Origin of the sequence: Enterococcus sp. DIV1937 (assembly GCF_050535975.1) — a bacterium.
Taxonomy (GTDB): domain Bacteria; phylum Bacillota; class Bacilli; order Lactobacillales; family Enterococcaceae; genus Enterococcus; species Enterococcus faecalis.
Window position 1 is genome coordinate 2,539,201 of record NZ_CP172909.1, and the last position, 17,318, is coordinate 2,556,518.

18 protein-coding genes are annotated in these 17,318 nt (G+C 40.7%); 1 reads left to right on the top strand and 17 read right to left on the bottom strand.

Annotated elements, in window-relative coordinates; genetic code table 11:
* Positions 1-175 precede the first annotated feature (175 nt).
* From ireK to gmk, 8 genes are all read right to left on the bottom strand, one after another.
* Positions 176-2,332 (bottom strand): serine/threonine protein kinase IreK, encoded by a 2,157-nt coding sequence (gene ireK, locus IGL13_RS12190; RefSeq protein WP_002370103.1) that lies wholly within the window; start codon positions 2,330-2,332, stop codon positions 176-178.
* On the bottom strand, positions 2,329-3,078 hold the full coding sequence (locus tag IGL13_RS12195) for a Stp1/IreP family PP2C-type Ser/Thr phosphatase (protein WP_430604607.1): 750 nt from the start codon (positions 3,076-3,078) through the stop codon (positions 2,329-2,331). Before IGL13_RS12195 ends, ireK begins: the two co-directional genes overlap by 4 nt.
* A gap of 1 nt (position 3,079) precedes the next feature.
* Positions 3,080-4,459, bottom strand: coding sequence for a 16S rRNA (cytosine(967)-C(5))-methyltransferase RsmB (rsmB, locus tag IGL13_RS12200; RefSeq protein WP_002354921.1), 1,380 nt, complete (start codon positions 4,457-4,459; stop codon positions 3,080-3,082).
* 5 nt (positions 4,460-4,464) lie between these two features.
* Positions 4,465-5,406 carry a methionyl-tRNA formyltransferase gene (gene fmt, locus IGL13_RS12205; RefSeq protein ID WP_002378815.1) on the bottom strand — a complete coding sequence of 314 codons (942 nt, stop codon included), beginning with the start codon at positions 5,404-5,406 and terminating at the stop codon, positions 4,465-4,467.
* The gene (gene def / locus IGL13_RS12210; RefSeq protein ID WP_002371656.1) at positions 5,399-5,893 is read right to left on the bottom strand and encodes a peptide deformylase; all 495 of its coding nucleotides are present in this window, start codon (positions 5,891-5,893) and stop codon (positions 5,399-5,401) included. The genes fmt and def overlap by 8 nt, the downstream gene beginning before the upstream one ends.
* A gap of 26 nt (positions 5,894-5,919) precedes the next feature.
* Complete coding sequence (gene priA / locus IGL13_RS12215) at positions 5,920-8,352, bottom strand: primosomal protein N' (RefSeq protein ID WP_002378816.1); 2,433 nt, start codon at positions 8,350-8,352, stop codon at positions 5,920-5,922.
* Positions 8,353-8,506: 154 nt separating this feature from the next.
* Positions 8,507-8,809: a DNA-directed RNA polymerase subunit omega gene (gene rpoZ, locus IGL13_RS12220; protein WP_002354916.1), complete on the bottom strand. Its 303-nt coding sequence runs from the start codon at positions 8,807-8,809 to the stop codon at positions 8,507-8,509.
* A gap of 4 nt (positions 8,810-8,813) precedes the next feature.
* Positions 8,814-9,428: a guanylate kinase gene (gene gmk / locus IGL13_RS12225; protein ID WP_002354915.1), complete on the bottom strand. Its 615-nt coding sequence runs from the start codon at positions 9,426-9,428 to the stop codon at positions 8,814-8,816.
* Positions 9,429-9,650: 222 nt separating this feature from the next.
* Between gmk and IGL13_RS12230 the strand changes: the two genes are divergently transcribed.
* The gene (locus IGL13_RS12230) at positions 9,651-11,132 is read left to right on the top strand and encodes a DUF1958 domain-containing protein (protein ID WP_002389422.1); all 1,482 of its coding nucleotides are present in this window, start codon (positions 9,651-9,653) and stop codon (positions 11,130-11,132) included.
* 43 nt (positions 11,133-11,175) lie between these two features.
* Here the strand turns inward: IGL13_RS12230 and IGL13_RS12235 are convergent, their stop codons facing one another.
* The 9 genes from IGL13_RS12235 to IGL13_RS12275 all read right to left on the bottom strand — a co-directional run bounded on the left by IGL13_RS12235 (position 11,176) and on the right by IGL13_RS12275 (position 17,300).
* Positions 11,176-11,481, bottom strand: a complete 306-nt coding sequence (locus IGL13_RS12235) for a hypothetical protein (protein WP_002383233.1) — start codon at positions 11,479-11,481, stop codon at positions 11,176-11,178.
* A 55-nt stretch (positions 11,482-11,536) separates the two neighbouring features.
* Positions 11,537-12,421 (bottom strand): YicC/YloC family endoribonuclease, encoded by an 885-nt coding sequence (locus IGL13_RS12240; protein ID WP_002359037.1) that lies wholly within the window; start codon positions 12,419-12,421, stop codon positions 11,537-11,539.
* A gap of 16 nt (positions 12,422-12,437) precedes the next feature.
* Positions 12,438-12,656 (bottom strand): YdbC family protein, encoded by a 219-nt coding sequence (locus tag IGL13_RS12245; protein ID WP_002381076.1) that lies wholly within the window; start codon positions 12,654-12,656, stop codon positions 12,438-12,440.
* Positions 12,657-12,831: 175 nt separating this feature from the next.
* A complete protein-coding gene (locus IGL13_RS12250) occupies positions 12,832-13,302 on the bottom strand; it encodes an ASCH domain-containing protein (RefSeq protein ID WP_002354908.1) in 471 nt (156 codons plus the stop codon).
* A 312-nt stretch (positions 13,303-13,614) separates the two neighbouring features.
* A complete protein-coding gene (locus IGL13_RS12255) occupies positions 13,615-14,268 on the bottom strand; it encodes a bifunctional 4-hydroxy-2-oxoglutarate aldolase/2-dehydro-3-deoxy-phosphogluconate aldolase (protein ID WP_002354907.1) in 654 nt (217 codons plus the stop codon).
* A 4-nt stretch (positions 14,269-14,272) separates the two neighbouring features.
* The gene (gene uxuA / locus IGL13_RS12260) at positions 14,273-15,346 is read right to left on the bottom strand and encodes a mannonate dehydratase (RefSeq protein ID WP_002388613.1); all 1,074 of its coding nucleotides are present in this window, start codon (positions 15,344-15,346) and stop codon (positions 14,273-14,275) included.
* A 23-nt stretch (positions 15,347-15,369) separates the two neighbouring features.
* Positions 15,370-15,822, bottom strand: coding sequence for a PTS sugar transporter subunit IIA (locus IGL13_RS12265; protein ID WP_002354905.1), 453 nt, complete (start codon positions 15,820-15,822; stop codon positions 15,370-15,372).
* A gap of 77 nt (positions 15,823-15,899) precedes the next feature.
* Complete coding sequence (locus IGL13_RS12270) at positions 15,900-16,406, bottom strand: PTS system mannose/fructose/N-acetylgalactosamine-transporter subunit IIB (RefSeq protein ID WP_002354904.1); 507 nt, start codon at positions 16,404-16,406, stop codon at positions 15,900-15,902.
* A 21-nt stretch (positions 16,407-16,427) separates the two neighbouring features.
* Positions 16,428-17,300, bottom strand: a complete 873-nt coding sequence (locus tag IGL13_RS12275; protein WP_002354903.1) for a PTS system mannose/fructose/sorbose family transporter subunit IID — start codon at positions 17,298-17,300, stop codon at positions 16,428-16,430.
* Positions 17,301-17,318 lie beyond the last annotated feature (18 nt).

Below are 17,318 nucleotides of genomic sequence, written 5' to 3' on the forward strand. Positions count from 1 at the left end.
GAGCCTAGGACATAAGTCGAAATGACTTACCTTCCTAGACTTAAATCTTAAGATAAACGGCGGGACAGGAGCAGCTTCTTCTTATTGCTGAGAAACACTATTTGAAAAGCAAATAGATGTTAAACAGTACCTACTGGGTTCTTGAAGCTAAACACTCCTGTCCCAACCTCTTGTCTTAATTACTCGTACTACTTTCACTAGTGGTGCTTTTTGAATCATTTGCTTTTGAATAATAAACCGTAACAGAGTCGCCTTTTTTAACTTTGCTGCCAGCGGATGGGCTAGTTCGTTCAACGACTTGGCCATCGCCAGAGCCAGATAATCCTTGTTCATTGATTTTAAGGCCAGCGTTATTGATGCTGTCTTCTGCAGCTTTTGGCGAATAACCTGAAATATCAGGAACAGTTACTGAGTCACTGCCTTTGCTGACATGTAAAGTAATCGTGTCATTTTTCGGATCAACAGCGGTACCAGAAGCTGGTTCTTGACTAATCACGGTATCTTTTTCAACTTTGTCGCTTTCTTCGTCCACTCGTTTAATTTGAGATTCTGGGATACCTAAAGCAATTAAGCGACTTACCGCATTATCGTAAGAAATTCCGCTATAATCAGAAAGTGTCACTTTGTCGCTACCTTTACTTACATATAACGTCACTTGGCCATTTTTAGGTGTCACGGTGCCACCTGGTGCGGGGTCTTGCGTAATGACTAAACCTGGTTCTACCGTATCGCTTGCTTGGTCGACACGCGTAATTTGAGATTCAGAAATACCTAATTGTGCCAGTGCATTTACTGCATTTGTGTAAGAATAACCGGCGTAACTAGGCAAAGTAACCGCTTCTGGTCCTTCACTGACCGTTAAAGTGACGTTGTCTTTTTTCGGATCAACTTTTTTACCTGCAGCTGGTTTTTGTTTAATAATGTTATCTGTAGACACAGAATCACTGTATTCTTTTTTCGTTGTAATTTGGTCTTCTGAAAACCCTAGTTTTTTCAAGGCTTCGACAGCAGATTCATACGATTCGTTTGTATAATCGGCCATCTCAATTTTTTCTGTTCCAGAGCTGATGTACAAAGTAACAGATCGGCCTTTTTTCACAGATGATTTTGCTTCGGGGTCTGTTTTGACCACCTTGCCTTCTTCAATCTTATCATCGGGAATTTTTTTGGTTTCACTATCGACTTTCAGCCCGGCACTTTGTAGCGCTTGTGAAGCGTCCGCTTTCGTTTCATTTGTAACATCAGGAACTTCAACGTCTTTACCACCCGACATTGCAAAGGCTAAGCCACCTATTGCTAAAGCAATTAATGCCGCAATTGCTAAGCCAATCCACAATTTTTTACGGTTTTTCTTCGGTGGTTGTTCAGCTAAAATGTCATCTGCGATATCTTCTGGGACTTCGACAGGCGTTGTCTCTTCCGGTTCAGCGATGTCTTCGGGAATCGGAGTTAATACTTTCGTTTCTCCTAATAAAGCCGTTGGTTCCCACGCAGGTTCGTTTAAACGACTGGCTGACAAGGACGTGTATAAGTCTTCTGCCATCTCATTCGCTGTTTTGTAGCGATCGCTTGGGTCTTTTGCGGTTGCGTGACGAACCACATTTTCCAATGATTGAGGAATCCCTGGATCAAACATTTTAACAGAGGGAATTTCTTCTTGAAAATGTTTTAAGGCAATCGTTACGGCTGATTCACCATCAAAAGGTACATTCCCTGTTAGCATTTCATAGAGAATAATTCCCACAGCGTAAATATCTGATTGGTTGGTCGCCATGCTTCCGCGCGCTTGTTCTGGCGATAAGTAATGCACCGAACCTAACATTGTGTTCGTTTGCGTAATTGACGTTTCTGACAAGGCAATCGCAATCCCAAAGTCAGTAATTTTGACTGTGCCGTGTTCGTCAATCAGAATGTTTTGCGGTTTTAAATCCCGGTGAATAATTCTATGTTCATGTGCCATTGCGACAGCAGATAAAATTTGTTGCGTAATGTCCACAACTGTGGAATAAGGAATTGGGAAATGCGTTTGGATGTAACGTTTTAAGTCCATTCCTTTCACATATTCCATGACTAAATATTGTAGTCCATCTTCTTCGCCTACATCGTACACACTGACGATATTCGGGTGAACCAGCTCAGTTGCGGCTAGTGCTTCACGCTGAAAACGTCGGATGGCGGCTTGATCGTTTTGGAAGTCAAAGCGCAAGACTTTTACTGCAACGTCTCGGTCTAAAATTAAATCGTGTGCTAAATAGACGTTGGCCATGCCGCCGCTTCCGATGCTGCCAATAATGTGATATCGACCATTCAGCTTCTTGCCGATTTCTATCATTGGTTTTCCTCCTTCCGTTCGTCAAAGTGTATCACTAACACGGTAATGTTATCTAAACCACCCGCTTCATTTGCTTGAGCAACGAGTTGGCTTAATTTGGATTCTAAGGGATCTGACGTCTCTAAAATTTCTAAAATTTTTGTCTCAGAAACCATATTGGTTAAGCCGTCCGAACATAACAGTAAATAGTCATTAGGCAGCCATTCATGATTGGTTACATCGACTTCGACAGTACCAGGCATTCCCAAAGAACGTGTTAAGACATTTTTTCGTGGATGATTTGCAGCCATCTCACGAGTAATCTCCCCTGATTTTACTAGTTCATTCACTAAAGAATGATCTTCTGTTAATTGTAACATGTGTTGGTCACGAACTAAATAAGCACGACTGTCCCCAACATTTGCTAAGACAAATGAATCCGGTAAAAGGATGGCACCAACCACGGTTGTCCCCATTCCTAAATACTCTGGTTTCGATTGTCCGCGTTCATAAATTTTTTCATTTTCCTTTTGAATTGCTTGAATTAACCACTGTGCAGATTTTTCAGCTGAGTCGACAGACGCATTGGACCAACTCTCACCTAAATTATTGACTGCCATTTGGCTAGCGACATCACCTGCTTGGTGGCCACCCATGCCATCTGCTAAAACAGCAAAGGTTATGTGTTGTTGGTTCTCAAAAACGTTGGCATAATCTTGGTTCGTATTTCTTTTGCGACCGACATCTGATTGAACGTTGATTTCCAAATTATTTCACCTCATTTGAACTAACTTTCCGCATACAGCAAATAAAGAAGCCATCTGTCATGTATTGATGGGGATACAGAACAAGTTCTTGCTCTTTTACTACTGCTTGGACGTTTTCATTTGCAACAATTTCAATTTTTTCAAATTCAGGGTGTTTGGCTAAAAAGGCTGCCACCACTTCCTGATTTTCTTCTGGCGTAATAGTACAAGTGCTATAGACCATTATACCCCATTGTTTTAGTGTTGGGGCAACACTTTCTAAGATTTCTAACTGAATTTTAGGTAAATTTTGAAAATCATTGGCCGTTTTATGGTATTTAATGTCTGGTTTACGGCGCATTAGCCCTAAGCCTGAACATGGTGCATCAACTAAAATCCGATCAAAGGTTTCTGCGGGAAATTCTTCGGCCACTTGTCGCGCATCAAGCTTTTCTGCTTGGACGACATCCGCCACATGGAGGCGTTGCGCATTTTCATTAATTAGCTTAATTTTGTGCGCATGAATATCTAAAGAGGTCACACGACCACCTGCTTCAGCCTCTAAAAAAGTTGCGATATGAGTCGTTTTGCCACCAGGAGCCGCACAAGCATCCAAGACACGATGATGCGGTTCAATTTGCATCGCTGGAGCCACGAGCATAGAGCTTTCATCTTGAATGGTTAAACAACCGTTAATAAACAGTTCACTGCCAGCTAAGTAGCCTTTTTCAGCGACAACACCATAAGGGGAAAGTTGACTTTCCTTCGCGGCAATCCCTGTTTCTTGTAATTCTTCCAGCGCTTCTTCTCGTGAAATAAACCGTGTGTTTACTCGACCACTCGCATGGCTTTTTTCAAATAATGACAAACCTAACTGCCGTGTTTCTTCTTCGCCTAATTGGGCAAGTAATTTTTCTGTTAACCAACGTGGCATGCTAATTTCCGTGGCTAAACGATCAACTGGATCGCTAATTGCGGCCAAACTAGGTGCTCCATTTCGTTGGAACGCCCGCAGCACGCCATTCACGAATTTACCAATCCCAGGATTGCCACGACGTTTGCCAATTTCAACCGCTTCATTAATGACTGCATGATCGGGCACTTTATCTAAATAAAGTAATTGATATAACGATAAAATCAATAAATTTTTCACCCAATTATCGACTTTTTGCGGTTTCTTAACAAATGGTGTTAAGTAGTATTCCAACAATAATTTGCGACTAATTGTGCCGTAGACAAGTTCTGTAAACAAGCGGCCATCTTTCTCGCTTAGTTCTGATTTTGTCATCATTTCATTAAGTAAAAGATTGGAGTACGCCCCACCTTTATCCACACGTTCGATGGTTTCTAAAGCAACGTATCGAACAGAACGTTTTAATTTCTTGGGGATTTTTTCAGCCATTTTTGTTAGTCCACCTTATCTTTTTCTGCGACATTTTGACCAACGCCATTTAAAAATTCTTGAATCGTTAATTGACCTTTACCTGCTGGTTGCAGGCGATCAATTTGAAGAACTGTCCCTTCGCCACAAGCAATCCATAGCGCTTTTTTACTACGTTGGATAATCGTTCCTGGGGCGCTGGTTGTTGTTTCAGTCAGTGGTGTCACTGCCCAAATTTTCCAGTTGGTCCCTTGATAGGTTGTGAACGCTGTTGGCCAAGGACGCATACCACGCACTTGGTTATCAATTGCCTCAGCAGTTTTTTGCCAGTCAATTCGTTCTTGTTCCCGGGTAATATTGGGTGAAAAAGTAGCCTCTTCTTCCACTTGTGGAATAGGCGTGATTTCGCCAGCAATTAGCTTAGGTAACGTCTCTAATAAAAGTTCTTTTCCTAGAATGCTTAATTTTTCAAACATGGTGCCTACATCATCTTGTTTCGTAATCGGAATTGCACGTTGCGCTAAAATCGCGCCAGCATCCATTTTTTTCACCATTTCCATAATCGTGACGCCTGTTTCTTTTTCTCCTTCAATAATCGAGTAATGTACAGGTGCGCCGCCACGATATTTCGGTAAAAGTGAGGCATGGACATTAATCGCACCTAGTTTGGGCGCTTTTAAGATTTGCTCTGGTAAAAATTGTCCAAAGGCTGCTGTCACAATTAAATCTGGTGCTAAGTCAATCACTTTTTCCATTTCAGGAGAACCTGAAATTTTCTCTGGTTGTAAGACTAATAAGTTATGTTTTAAAGCTGCTTCTTTGACAGGCGTTGGGGTAATCACTTTTTTTCGGCCAACTGGTCGATCTGGTTGCGTGACAACCGCTTGAACGTCATAGCCTGCCTCGATTAAACTTTCTAAAATCGGAACAGAAAAGGCTGGTGTGCCCATAAATACAATTTTAGTCATCAAAATGTTCCTCCATATACGCTTCTAAATCTTCTGGTGCAATTTTCTCAATCATTTTGTCGATAAATAACTCGCCATTCAAATGATCAATTTCGTGTTGAAAAGCTCGAGCTAAATAGCCGTAAGCCGTAACTTCCATTTCTTCACCTTCACGGTCAAAATAACGGACAGTCACTTCATCTGCTCGTTCAACGGTTCCATATGTTTCTGGAATACTTAAACAGCCTTCCACATCAATACTGGTTCCCTTTTTTTCAATAATCACTGGATTAATTAGTTCAAAACGACCAGATTCTTCATCAATTTCAATTACTGCCATTTGCAAATTTTTGCCAATTTGCGGGGCTGCTAAGCCAATCCCATCATGGGCCAGCATTGTTTCATACATATCCTCTAGTAACTGCACAATTTCATCGGTAATAATCGTCACAGGTTGAGCCTTCATTTTTAAGTGTTCGTTCGGGTGAATCACAACTGGATAGCGCATAAGTGCTCCTTTCAAAGCTGTATTTTTTAAATAAAATTCATGGGTTCTGCATCAATGGAAAGCTTTAAACCACGAGCCGTTGCTCGTTGTGTATCGGTTAAAATTTCTTTCAATAATGGTTGAAGCATTGGTTCTTGTTTATACTTGATAATCACTTGATAAAAGTATCGATTATTGACACGCATAATTGCGTTAGGCGTTGGTCCCAACAAAATAGCTTGCGGCGATAAGCCTTGTTTTAATTTCGTCGCAATTTGAAACATTTGTTTCGCTGCTTCATTCTCTTCAGGATGACTGGCCGTAATTTGGACCGTAAAATAGTACGGTGGATAATCCCCACGATGACGAATATACATTTCTTTTGTATAAAAATCTTCATAATCTTGGGCTTTTGCCAATTGTATCGCATAATGCTCGGGGTTAAAAGATTGAATGATGACTTCCCCCGGTTTTTCAGCGCGACCAGCGCGACCGCTGACCTGTGTCAATAACTGGAAGGTCCGTTCACTGGAACGAAAATCGGGTAAATTCAAGGCGGTATCAGCATTTAAGACACCGACTAACGTCACATTTGGAAAGTCCAGTCCTTTGGCAATCATCTGTGTGCCTAATAAGATATCCGCTTGTCCTTCACCAAATGTTCGCAAAATTTTTTCATGCGCACCTTTGCGACGGGTCGTATCAACATCCATTCGGAGAATACGACTGTCTGGTAACAACGTTTGTAATTCTTCTTCTACTTTTTGTGTGCCTGTTCCGTAGTAGCGAATTTTATCTTGGCCACAGTTAGGACAGCGATAAGGAATCCGTTCTTCATGCCCACAATAATGACATTTCATTGTTTTACTATCCATATGCAAAGTTAAGGAAATATCACAATTCGGACACGGCAACACATAGCCACAATCGCGACACATCACAAATGACGAATAGCCACGGCGATTAAGTAGGAGAACACTTTGTTCGTTTTTCTCTAAGCGTTCTTGGAGTTTTTCTTGCAACGACATGGAAAAAGAAGAGACATTGCCATTTTCTACTTCTTGCCGCATATCCACTACATCAATCGTAGGCAAGGTTGCCGCTTGATTGGCACGCTGTGTTAATCGTAACCGCTGATAAACATTTTTTTGTGCGCGAGCGCGTGATTCCAAGGACGGCGTGGCACTGCCTAAAACAACAGGGCAATGATGGTACTCCGAACGCCAAATCGCTAAATCTCTCGCGTGGTAGCGGGGGGTTTCTTCTTGTTTATAACTTGCCTCGTGTTCTTCATCAACAATGATCACGCCGATGTTTTCGATTGGCGCAAAAATGGCTGAACGCGCGCCAACCACCACTTCCGCTTCTCCTCGTTCAATCTTCCGCCACTCATCGTATTTTTCACCTTGCGATAAGCCACTGTGCATTACAGCAACATGTTCGCCAAAGCGACTTTTAAAGCGTTGCACCATTTGCGGAGTTAAAGAAATTTCAGGGACAAGCATAATGGCTGTTTTGCCTTGGTTAAGAACTTCTGCAATGACCTGTAGATAAACTTCTGTTTTCCCACTTCCTGTAATACCTTCCAATAAGTAGGTTTGGCTTTGCTGTTCTTGGACAGATTGTAAGATTGTTTCCACAGCCACCTGTTGTTCTGCATTCAAAGATAACGCAGTCGTTTTTTCAAACGTCTGATTAGCAAACGGATCACGATACGCTTCTTTTTCAATGAACGTTAACCAGCCGTTTTTGGCCGCTTCATTTAAAAGCGCGGTACTGAAACCTAATTCTTTCATTTCCTTCACAGCGGTGACTTTTTCAGTGCCCAAGCGTTGTAAATAGTAAAGAAGTTGCTCTTTCTTCTTAGCTCCCTTGCGTAACCCCAAACGAATTTCCTCTAGTTGTTCAAATTCCTTAGCGGCTTGAATGAAGCGGACCATTTTGACTTTATTTCTCGTCGTAACTTCGTAGCGAATATCGACTTTTTGCTGTTTACGCAACGCCATTAGTTGAGGCAAAAGCCCACGTTCTTGCGCTTGGTCCCACGAAATTTCCTCTAAACCATAAAATAACTGATCTTGTAATTCTTCAGAAAGCTCATCCGTTAAATAAATATATTTTTGGTAATCGGCACGCATTACGCTAGGCAACATGGTTTGCAAACAAGTGATTTTAAAAGCAAACGTTTTTTCCTTCATATAATCAGCTAAAGCCAACATTTCTGTATTTAAAACAGGTTTTAAATCCAACACCGCCACTAGTTCTTTCAACTGAACATTGGTTTCGTCAAGAACCGTTGCAGCCATTGGTTCAATGGCTAGAACAAACCCTTGAACATGCCGATTACCGTTACCAAAAGGCACTTCTACACGCATGCCGACAGCCAATTGCTCATTTAAATTTTCAGGAACTAAATAAGTGAATGGTTGATCGGTTTGCATCGTTGGTACATCCACAATAACTTTGGCTACTTTTTGCATGGTGCGTCCTCCTTTTTATGTAAATTCTCTTTGCCTATTGTACTAAAGATTGACTGATTTGTCTTGTGTGTCTCGTTGGCACCTTTCAGAATAAACGAAGAGAAAGCCTCTGAAATAGACAGACGGCTTTCTCCATTCGTTGACAATCATTCAATTAATTTTTTTCGTCACGTAAACGGTTTTCTAATTCTTTTTGTTCTTGTTCACGTTGGCGTTTGCGTTCTTCACGTTCAATGCGTAGACGTTCGCGTTTTTCTTCAGGATTTGGATCACTGATCACTGTTCCTGCTTCGATTTCTTCTAACGCACGACCCACACTTTTTACAGAATCAAAGGATTCAACGGTTGGTTGAACGCCTTCATCTAATTCATGCGCACGTTTGCTTGCTAAAATAACCAAAGAATATTTTGAAGGGACTTCTTTTAACAATGAGTCAATTGACGGTTTTAACATCATAAGGCTACATCTCCTCTAACATTTTAATATATTTTCCAATTACACGGTCAACACGGAAGTGCTCACTCGCGATAATGTCTTTAATTCGTTGCACGGCTAAAGGAACTTCATCATTCACTACCGCATAATCATACAGCGCCATCATTTCGATTTCTTCTCTGGCCACAGCCATTCGTTCTTCAATCACAGACATTTCGTCTGTTCCGCGGCCAATAATTCTTGATTTTAATTCCGCTAAATCGGGAGGTGTCAAAAAGATAAATACGCCATCAGGCACTTTGTCTTTGACTTGTTTAGCCCCTTGGACTTCGATTTCTAAAAAGACGTCTTTGCCTTCATCTAGCGTCTGGTTAACATACGTTAATGGTGTCCCATAATAGTTACCAACATATTCCGCATATTCCAACATTTCTCCAGCTTCAATCATCGCTTCAAATTCTTCTCTTGAACGGAAATAGTAATCTACTCCATCCACTTCGCCTTCTCGCTGTTTCCGAGTGGTCATTGAGATTGAATATTGAAAATCATTTTCTTCACTGTCGAAAATAGCCTTTCTTACAGTCCCTTTCCCCACTCCTGAAGGACCTGACAATACGATTAATAACCCGCGCTCTGACATAACGACTTCCTTTCAAAACATAATTTCACAGTATTAGTTCTATTTTGCACTTTTTTTCTGCAATTTTCAAGACTTTCTTGGAGATTCACTGAAAAAATAACATTTCTTCTTTAATTTGGCTTTCATAACTTGTTCTTTTTTTAAACAAATTACCTAGAATTCCTATACAGGCAGCCATTTTTTAAGTAAAATGAAGTGATGACTCCTTTAGGATGAAAAAACGTGAATAAGAAAGGACTGAGAAACATCGCACGAATTAAACCATTTACATTGTTTCTGCTAGGCTTAGTTGTCAGTTGTGGGGCCTTTTTTGCCCAACCTACTGTGACTCACGCAGAAGAAGATATTACCGCAATTGCTAAAAAAATGGGGACGACCCTGAAAGCGGATGGCATTCCCAAAGCAGCCATCGTTGTTGATGCTGATTCTGGAGAAATTCTCTGGTCGCAGCAACCAGATTTAGCGTGGAATCCTGCCAGTATTGCCAAAGTGATGACCATGTACTTGGCCTTTGAAGCAATGGAGCAAGGAAAATTTACAATGGATACGACTGTGACTGCTACGCAAAAAGATGTCGATATTTCTAAAATATATGCCATTAGTAATAACAAAATTACGTTAGGTGTGGCTTATCCAGTCCGTGAACTGTTAAAAATGATTGCTGTCCCCTCTTCTAATGTGGCGACTCTCATGTTGGCAAATTTAATTTCAGGGAACCAGCCTACTGACTTTGTTCATTTAATGAATCAAAAAGCGGCTGAATTAGGGATGACAAATACTACCTATTACAACTGCAGTGGGGCGCAAGCAAGTGCCTTTAACGGCCTGTATCAAATGCAAGGAATTGACCCAAATGGCGATAACGTCTCTACAGCTAGAGATTTAGCTTCACTAACCTATCATTTTCTGAAAAATTATCCAGAAATTTTAGAAATCACCAATAAACCAGTGGTGAAAACAATGGTCGGCACGCCTTACGAGGAAACGTTTGAAGCGTACAATTATTCTTTACCAGGCGCTAAGTATGGCTACCAAGGCGTGGATGGTTTAAAAACAGGCTCTAGTCCAACAGGCGGTTTTAACTATATTGCGACTGTCAAACAAGGAGATTTCCGTTTAATTGAAGTCATTTTAGGCGTTGGTAATTGGCAAAACCAAGATGGTGAATACGAACGGCATGTGGCTGGGAATGCTTTGCTGGACTATGCCTATACGACATACGAACGCAAAAAACTTTTAGACAAAGGACCACAAACCATTGATCACAAAAAAGTCACTTTGGCTAACGATTTATACGGTGTCGTTCCCAAAGGCAGTCAGCCTACTTTTAAATTAGTAGCAGGGCAGGTGCAAGTCGACACGCCTTTGACATTGTTAAATAGTACTGTTCAAGCGCCGAAAGTGGCTTACCAAGAAGTTAAGCCAAAACAAACAACAGCTGAAGCTGCGGAAGAATCAAACGAACATTCTGGGGATACCACCGTTGCAGAACCGAATCATTTTATTCCCAAATCGATTGCCACAAGTGTTTTAGTCCTTTTCGGGCTAATCTTCTCAGTAATTACCCGTCAGCTTCAAAAACGTTTAGAACGTCAGAAAAAACACGGCAAAGAAAGCAGTAAAACTGCAGCCATGCGGACAATCTTTTTAAGTGCCGCAGTTCTTTCTTTCTTATGCGCCGTTGGCTTGTTTCTTTTATTCTAATTAAAAAAAATACCACCAAGCGTGAAATGCTTGGTGGTATTTTTTATAAGCCCATATTAGAAAGCGTATTGACCACGTTCATCAATTCATCGCGACGACGAACTTGTTTGTCGACAGGGCCGTCAACTTCTTTCACGTCAATGCGAACAACAAAGTGACGATTCAAAGTAACAAACGTGTCTTCGTTAATTTGGATATTTAATTCTGTTTCAGAATAGCTTGCACAAGCATCTTGCCAGACGTCAAATGGTTCTCTGTCTGAAGCGACTTCTGTTTTTACCACAGAACGACCACTTAATTCTTGAAAGGTTACATCATAAAATTTAGTCATTGCTTTCACCTCTGTCATTTATTCGTTACTTCTATATTATAGCGTTTTCTGGAAAAACACGAAACCATTTTCTCTATTCGACATTTTGAATTTGTTCACGAATCTTTTCTAAGGTTGTTTTCATTTGAACGACACTATTTTTTATTTCAATTGGACTTGATTTCGAACCAATCGTATTGACTTCACGGTTCATTTCTTGAATTAAGAAATCTAGTTCTCGGCCCACTGGTTCTGTTTCGTCAAGCAACTGATGCAACTTATCAATATGGATATCCAAACGATCCAATTCTTCATGAATATCGCCTTTTTCCAATAAAATGGCCATTTCTGTTAATAAGCGTGTTTCATCCACTTGGCTACCTAACCATTCGTTTAATTTCGCTTCAAAACGTTGACGGTATTCTTGTTCAAAAACACCCACAAAAGCTTGCAGTTCTTGAATTGATTGGGTCAACACTGCTACATAGTCAAGCAGGACTTGTTTAATTTGCGTTCCTTCTTGCACACGGCTTTGGTCAAGACTAGCGATGGCTGCTTCAAATGCTTGAACAAGAAATGGTTCAAATGTCTGATCAACGATTTCTGCTTCCACTATTTCGACAAAATCATTTTGCTTTAATAAATGGTTGACCGTGTCCCCTGCATCAAACGTTGCTTCCGGATAGTTTTCCTTTAAATGTTGATCTACCGAAGTTAATAATTGATCAATTAAGTCCCACTGCACGCGCACTTCTTTTTGATTGTTGCCGATTTTTTGGAGATTTACATAGACTTCCACACGCCCACGTTTTAACGTGCGTTTGATTACTTGCCGAATCACCAGTTCATAGGCATTCAGTTCCTTTGGCATACGCAATTGAATATCTAAAAACCGCTGGTTGACACTTTTGACTTCAACATCCAATTGATAATTTTCATTTTGAATGGTCTTTTTTCCAAATCCAGTCATACTTTTCATTGACAGGGTGCTCCTTTTACATGGATTTAATTGTTTTGCTTAATTCAGCAAATTCTTCGTTGGTTAAGGTGATGCCTTTACCCATTTTTTCGTGATCAGGGGCCCACTCACGCAAATCAAATTTTGGTGGACGACCATTCCAACTAATTAAATTCAATTCTTTACGCCAGCCACGAGCATTCTCAGATAACACAGCGACTTCTTCTAAAATTTCATATGAAAATTCTTCTTTCATAACATTCACTCCTTGTTAGTATTCCTTAGGTTATTGTACCATCTTTTCCTCGACACTTAAAATACACATCTCTTTTCTATCACCCTGTCTATATAAACATACGCAACTTTTTCAAAAAATCAGTAAAAAAAGCGACAACTGCTCGTTTCAATCGTGTCAGTCACCGCTTCTCTGTTTATTCTTTTTCTGTATAAAGATCCACCACTTCAAAACTTTGGCAAACTAACAACATGTCGGGATAAAATTGTAGCTGATAGGGGGCCAGTTCTTCTTTAAAGAACCGCGCATGCTCTTCATACCAATAATCCAGCGTCAAATCTCCTTCACCTTCCGCTTGCGCAAAAGATTCTGAGACCTTATTCATGGGCATAATTTCAACTTTGGTTGTTCGAATAATAGCCAGCGGTTGAGACTGACCATCTAAAATTATGTCGTATTGACCAGCTTTAGGGAGTTGTTCTTCTTCCATCTTATAAATATCTAAAGAAGAACATGTCGCTGTCTTACGACCAGAAACAACCAATTGACCCAAACGATTACCCATCTCAGAAGAGCCATCACCAAACATCCACACATCGGGCATCAACATATCTAATTCATGTTTATCTAAAAAGTTTTGCCAGAACACTTCTACATTTTTTAACATCCTTTGCTCTCCTTTTTATTTTTACTTCACGCAACCTTCTTTCACTAATTATACATAACTGATTGCTTTTCTCCTATACTATTTTTACAAAATGAAAACTAAAATAATGTCAGTAACATTTGGACAAAAAAAAAGAGAGCGTGGGACAAAAATCACTTTGGATTTTTGCTCCACGCTCAAAAACTTATAAACGGCGGGAACAGAAGCAACTCCTTCGGAAATAAGCCGAAATTCTCCAAAAATTACAGAACAATTTTCGGAAATTCCTTCTTATTTCTCGGAGTTAAACGCTTCTGTCCCGACCTCATCTTTTTATTTTGCTTGTCGTTCTTTGATTTTCGTGAGTAAAGATTGAACATGCTGGCGTGCCGAAGCTTCATCTTCTTGAAGCATCTTTTCCGATAAAATAAAGGAGCCGCCCACTGCTAATACTTCTTTGGCTTCCACATACTCTATAAAGTTTGTTTCATCAATCCCACCAGTTGGTAAAAATTGAACATCATAAAACGGACCGCTTAAACTTTTAATGGCTTTTAACCCGCCGTAAATATCGGCTGGGAAAAATTTAACCACTCGTAAGCCATACGCCAGCGCTCGCTGAATCTCCCCAGGCGTAGCTGTTCCTGGAAAAATAGGCACCTCATTTGCCAGACAAAAATCAATGACTTCTGGAACAATCGCTGGGGAAACAATGAACTGTGCACCGTTCGCTACTGCCTCTTGGGCTTCTTTCAAGGTTCGAACAGTTCCTGCGCCTACTATTAAATTCCCTGAAGCAGCAAGTTGTTTGATGGCAGGCAAGGCCAGCTGACTCCGAAAAGTGACTTCAATAAACGGTAATTCGTTTTCTACTAAGACTGATTCTACTTGTGGCAAATAGCGTAAATCTGTTGCAGTATATAGTGGTAAAAGTTTACATGTCGCTAATTGTTGATACAGTTGATTTTTTTCAACTTTTGTTTCCATTCTGTCACTTCCTATTTTGTTTGGCTTTGGTTGCTTCGTACAGTCCTTGAATATAGGTCAACCCCATTGCTCGATCATATAAACCATAACCAGGCATCGCTTTTTCATCCCAAATTGCCCGCCCATGATCAGGACGAATAACACCTTCATACCCTACATCTACCAGTGCTTGCATTAATTCCGCCATATCTAACGAACCAGCGACACTCGGATGCGCCGTTTCTTCAAAACGATGCTCACCTAAATACTTCACATTGCGGAAATGAACAAAATTAATTCTGTGACCTATTTCACGAATCATAGTAGGCAAATCATTCGTCGGGTCCGCACCGAGGGAACCTGTACAAAATGTAATCCCATTTGCTGGTGAGTCCACCAAGGAAAGGATCCGTTTTAAATCCGCTAAATTTTTAGTGATTCTTGGCAAACCAAAAATTTCCCAAGGTGGATCATCGGGGTGAATCCCCATTTTGATATTTTCTTCTTCACAGACAGGAATCACACGTTCTAAAAAGTAGCGCAAATTTTCGACCAAATCTTCTTCCGTTACGCCGGCATACATGGCTTTCAATTCTTGAAATTGTTGCAAACGCTCCTCTTCCCAACCTGGTAACCGGAATCCTTTTGACTGACTGTGAATCAATTGATACATGTCTTCTGGCTGCATGTTCTCTACCACAGCTTGATCAAATAACAACGATAAGCTACCATCTTCATTCTCATACGCCAAGTCCGTTTTAGCCCAACCAAAAATAGGTTTGAAGCTGTAGCACACTAAGGAAATTCCACATTTCCCCAAGTTACGCAACGTTTGGCGATAATTATCAATATAGTGGTCTCGTTGATCCGTTCCCGCTTTAATGGCATCATGAATAGCAACACTTTCAATTCCTAAAAGTGCTAATCCTTCTTGTTCCACCGATTGTTTAAGTGCCTGAATTTCGGCTACTGTCCAAACATCACCTGGTAGTTTATTTAACAAGGTACCGACAACGCCAGTAATTCCTGGAATCTGTCGAATGTGTTTTAACGGAATGGCATCGCCTGCCGCTCCGTACCATCTAAATCCCCATTTCATTGCTTTCACCCTTTACTACATTCTTAAAAATCATCGTCCTCATCCTCTTCATCCTCAAAGGAAGTCATAGAAATATCCCATGCTTGCACACTTTCTTTGCCTTGCGCAACAATCGCTTGCGCCGCTTCAGCAATCGGTGTGCCCAATAATTGATGGTTTATCGCTTCTAAGACCATTGGTAGGTTGGTACCACTCACCACAAAGATTTTCTTTTGTAGAGCTGGTTCGAGTTCGTTAATCACCAAAACTGCCTGATTGTAAGGACTCGCACTTAATAAGTCAACCATGACCAACACGCCATCCCCTTGTTGGACGTTCTCAATCGCTGTTTTAATTTGTCCGCCTAGTGCTTGGACATCGTCTCCACTATTTAGATTAACGGTTTCGATATTTTCGGTTGCGCCCATAATCACGGTAGCTGCGTCTTTCGCACCGTCACTTAGTGCACCATGTGTAGCAATCACAATCCCTAACATAAAAGTTCCTCCTTCAGTTCGGTGGCTTGAGTCATTACTTCAAACAGTCATGCAATGACTCAAGCGACTGGCCTTTTTTATAAATTAAATTTGCCTAAAACCTCTTTTAAACTAGTTTTTGGTGCAGAAGGCGTTGCTTGGAAATAAATATCTTCTACGCCATACACCTCATGTAGTTCTTTTAATTTTTCGGCATCTTCTTTGTTTAAATAAACTGATTTGGTTACTAATAAATCTTTTTCTGGATTCTTCTGTGCAATACCGCCGATGTTTAACTCCTTCATAGGGACTCCGTGTTTTACTAAGTCATAAATTACAGAGACGGTTTTAGCGATTAAAATACAGTTGTACTCTTTGAATTGGTATTCATCCCAATAAAATTTAGCTTTTTCCGGCGTAATGACAATGGTTTTTTGTCCTGTCCGACTGCCTGCACTTTTGTATAAATCACGCATAAATTTATCCTTTGCCACCACTTCATCAACAACGAAAATGGAATTAACGCCACTTTTTTGGGACAAGGTCACCATCACTTGTCCATGAATTAATCGTTCATCTACTCTTGCTAAATTTACTACGCCCATCTGATTCACGTCCTTTTCTTTTTATAAAATACCGACTGTTGCTAAGACAATTAAAATACCTGTTAACCACAATAATGCTTGCGTAACTTTCAAGCCTTTTTTCGTATAGAACCAATACACGCCCATTACGACAGCTAGCGGTAAGAGTCCTGGGACAATCTGATCAAGAATATCTTGGACCACAAACTCACGGCCAGAAAGTTTAAATTGAAGGGTTGAAGAAACTTTGACATAATTACCAGCTAAAATCCCCATCATGAACAACCCTAAAACAGATAACATTTCAATGGCTTTTTGAATCCCAGCACTTTGCATTAAACCTGTGGCATTCCGCCCCATTTTGAAGGACTGTCTCGCAAAGAACACGCCTAACAGTACTTGATAAAGGGCAAACGCCACAAATGGGAAAATCGCACCTAATGCGCTACCTTGTTGCGCCCACGGCACCGCAATCGCAATAAAAATATATTGAACCGTGCCTGAGTCAATCGCATCACCAATCCCAGCTAACGCGCCCATCAAGCCAGCTTTGGTGTTATACATTAAATCATCTTGCATCATGATTTCGCGGCCTTCATGTTCTTCTTTGGCCCGCTCTTGTTCCATAGAAGCCATCAACCCAGTAATGACCCCGCCGCCCCAGCTTAATTGCGTATTGAAAAACAGCAGTTGACGCATATAAGCGGCTTTTAATTGTTCATCGTCTTTATATAATTTCTTTAAAAGTGGCATCATTGCGTACAATAACGAAGGCGCCAAGTAACGTTCAAAGGAATGGGGAATTTCATTGGCAAAATGCCAACGGAGATAGGCTTTTGTAACATCTTTATTGGTAATTTCTTCTGGTGCTAAATTCGTTGTTTTCGGCACGACTTTTTCTGTTGTTTCCGTCATTTCAGTTCCTCCTTTTTC

Excerpts from the sequence above, each read along its gene's own strand:
- ireK (WP_002370103.1), bottom strand. The coding sequence starts at position 2,332 with ATGATAGAAATCGGCAAGAAGCTGAATGGTCGATATCACATTATTGGC.
- rsmB (WP_002354921.1), bottom strand. The coding sequence starts at position 4,459 with ATGGCTGAAAAAATCCCCAAGAAATTAAAACGTTCTGTTCGATACGTT.
- fmt (WP_002378815.1), bottom strand. The coding sequence starts at position 5,406 with ATGACTAAAATTGTATTTATGGGCACACCAGCCTTTTCTGTTCCGATT.
- def (WP_002371656.1), bottom strand. The coding sequence starts at position 5,893 with ATGCGCTATCCAGTTGTGATTCACCCGAACGAACACTTAAAAATGAAG.
- priA (WP_002378816.1), bottom strand. The coding sequence starts at position 8,352 with ATGCAAAAAGTAGCCAAAGTTATTGTGGATGTACCAACGATGCAAACC.
- rpoZ (WP_002354916.1), bottom strand. The coding sequence starts at position 8,809 with ATGATGTTAAAACCGTCAATTGACTCATTGTTAAAAGAAGTCCCTTCA.
- gmk (WP_002354915.1), bottom strand. The coding sequence starts at position 9,428 with ATGTCAGAGCGCGGGTTATTAATCGTATTGTCAGGTCCTTCAGGAGTG.
- IGL13_RS12235 (WP_002383233.1), bottom strand. The coding sequence starts at position 11,481 with ATGACAGAGGTGAAAGCAATGACTAAATTTTATGATGTAACCTTTCAA.
- IGL13_RS12240 (WP_002359037.1), bottom strand. The coding sequence starts at position 12,421 with ATGAAAAGTATGACTGGATTTGGAAAAAAGACCATTCAAAATGAAAAT.
- IGL13_RS12245 (WP_002381076.1), bottom strand. The coding sequence starts at position 12,656 with ATGAAAGAAGAATTTTCATATGAAATTTTAGAAGAAGTCGCTGTGTTA.
- IGL13_RS12250 (WP_002354908.1), bottom strand. The coding sequence starts at position 13,302 with ATGTTAAAAAATGTAGAAGTGTTCTGGCAAAACTTTTTAGATAAACAT.
- IGL13_RS12255 (WP_002354907.1), bottom strand. The coding sequence starts at position 14,268 with ATGGAAACAAAAGTTGAAAAAAATCAACTGTATCAACAATTAGCGACA.
- uxuA (WP_002388613.1), bottom strand. The coding sequence starts at position 15,346 with ATGAAATGGGGATTTAGATGGTACGGAGCGGCAGGCGATGCCATTCCG.
- IGL13_RS12265 (WP_002354905.1), bottom strand. The coding sequence starts at position 15,822 with ATGTTAGGGATTGTGATTGCTACACATGGTGCACTAAGTGACGGTGCG.
- IGL13_RS12270 (WP_002354904.1), bottom strand. The coding sequence starts at position 16,406 with ATGGGCGTAGTAAATTTAGCAAGAGTAGATGAACGATTAATTCATGGA.
- IGL13_RS12275 (WP_002354903.1), bottom strand. The coding sequence starts at position 17,300 with ATGACGGAAACAACAGAAAAAGTCGTGCCGAAAACAACGAATTTAGCA.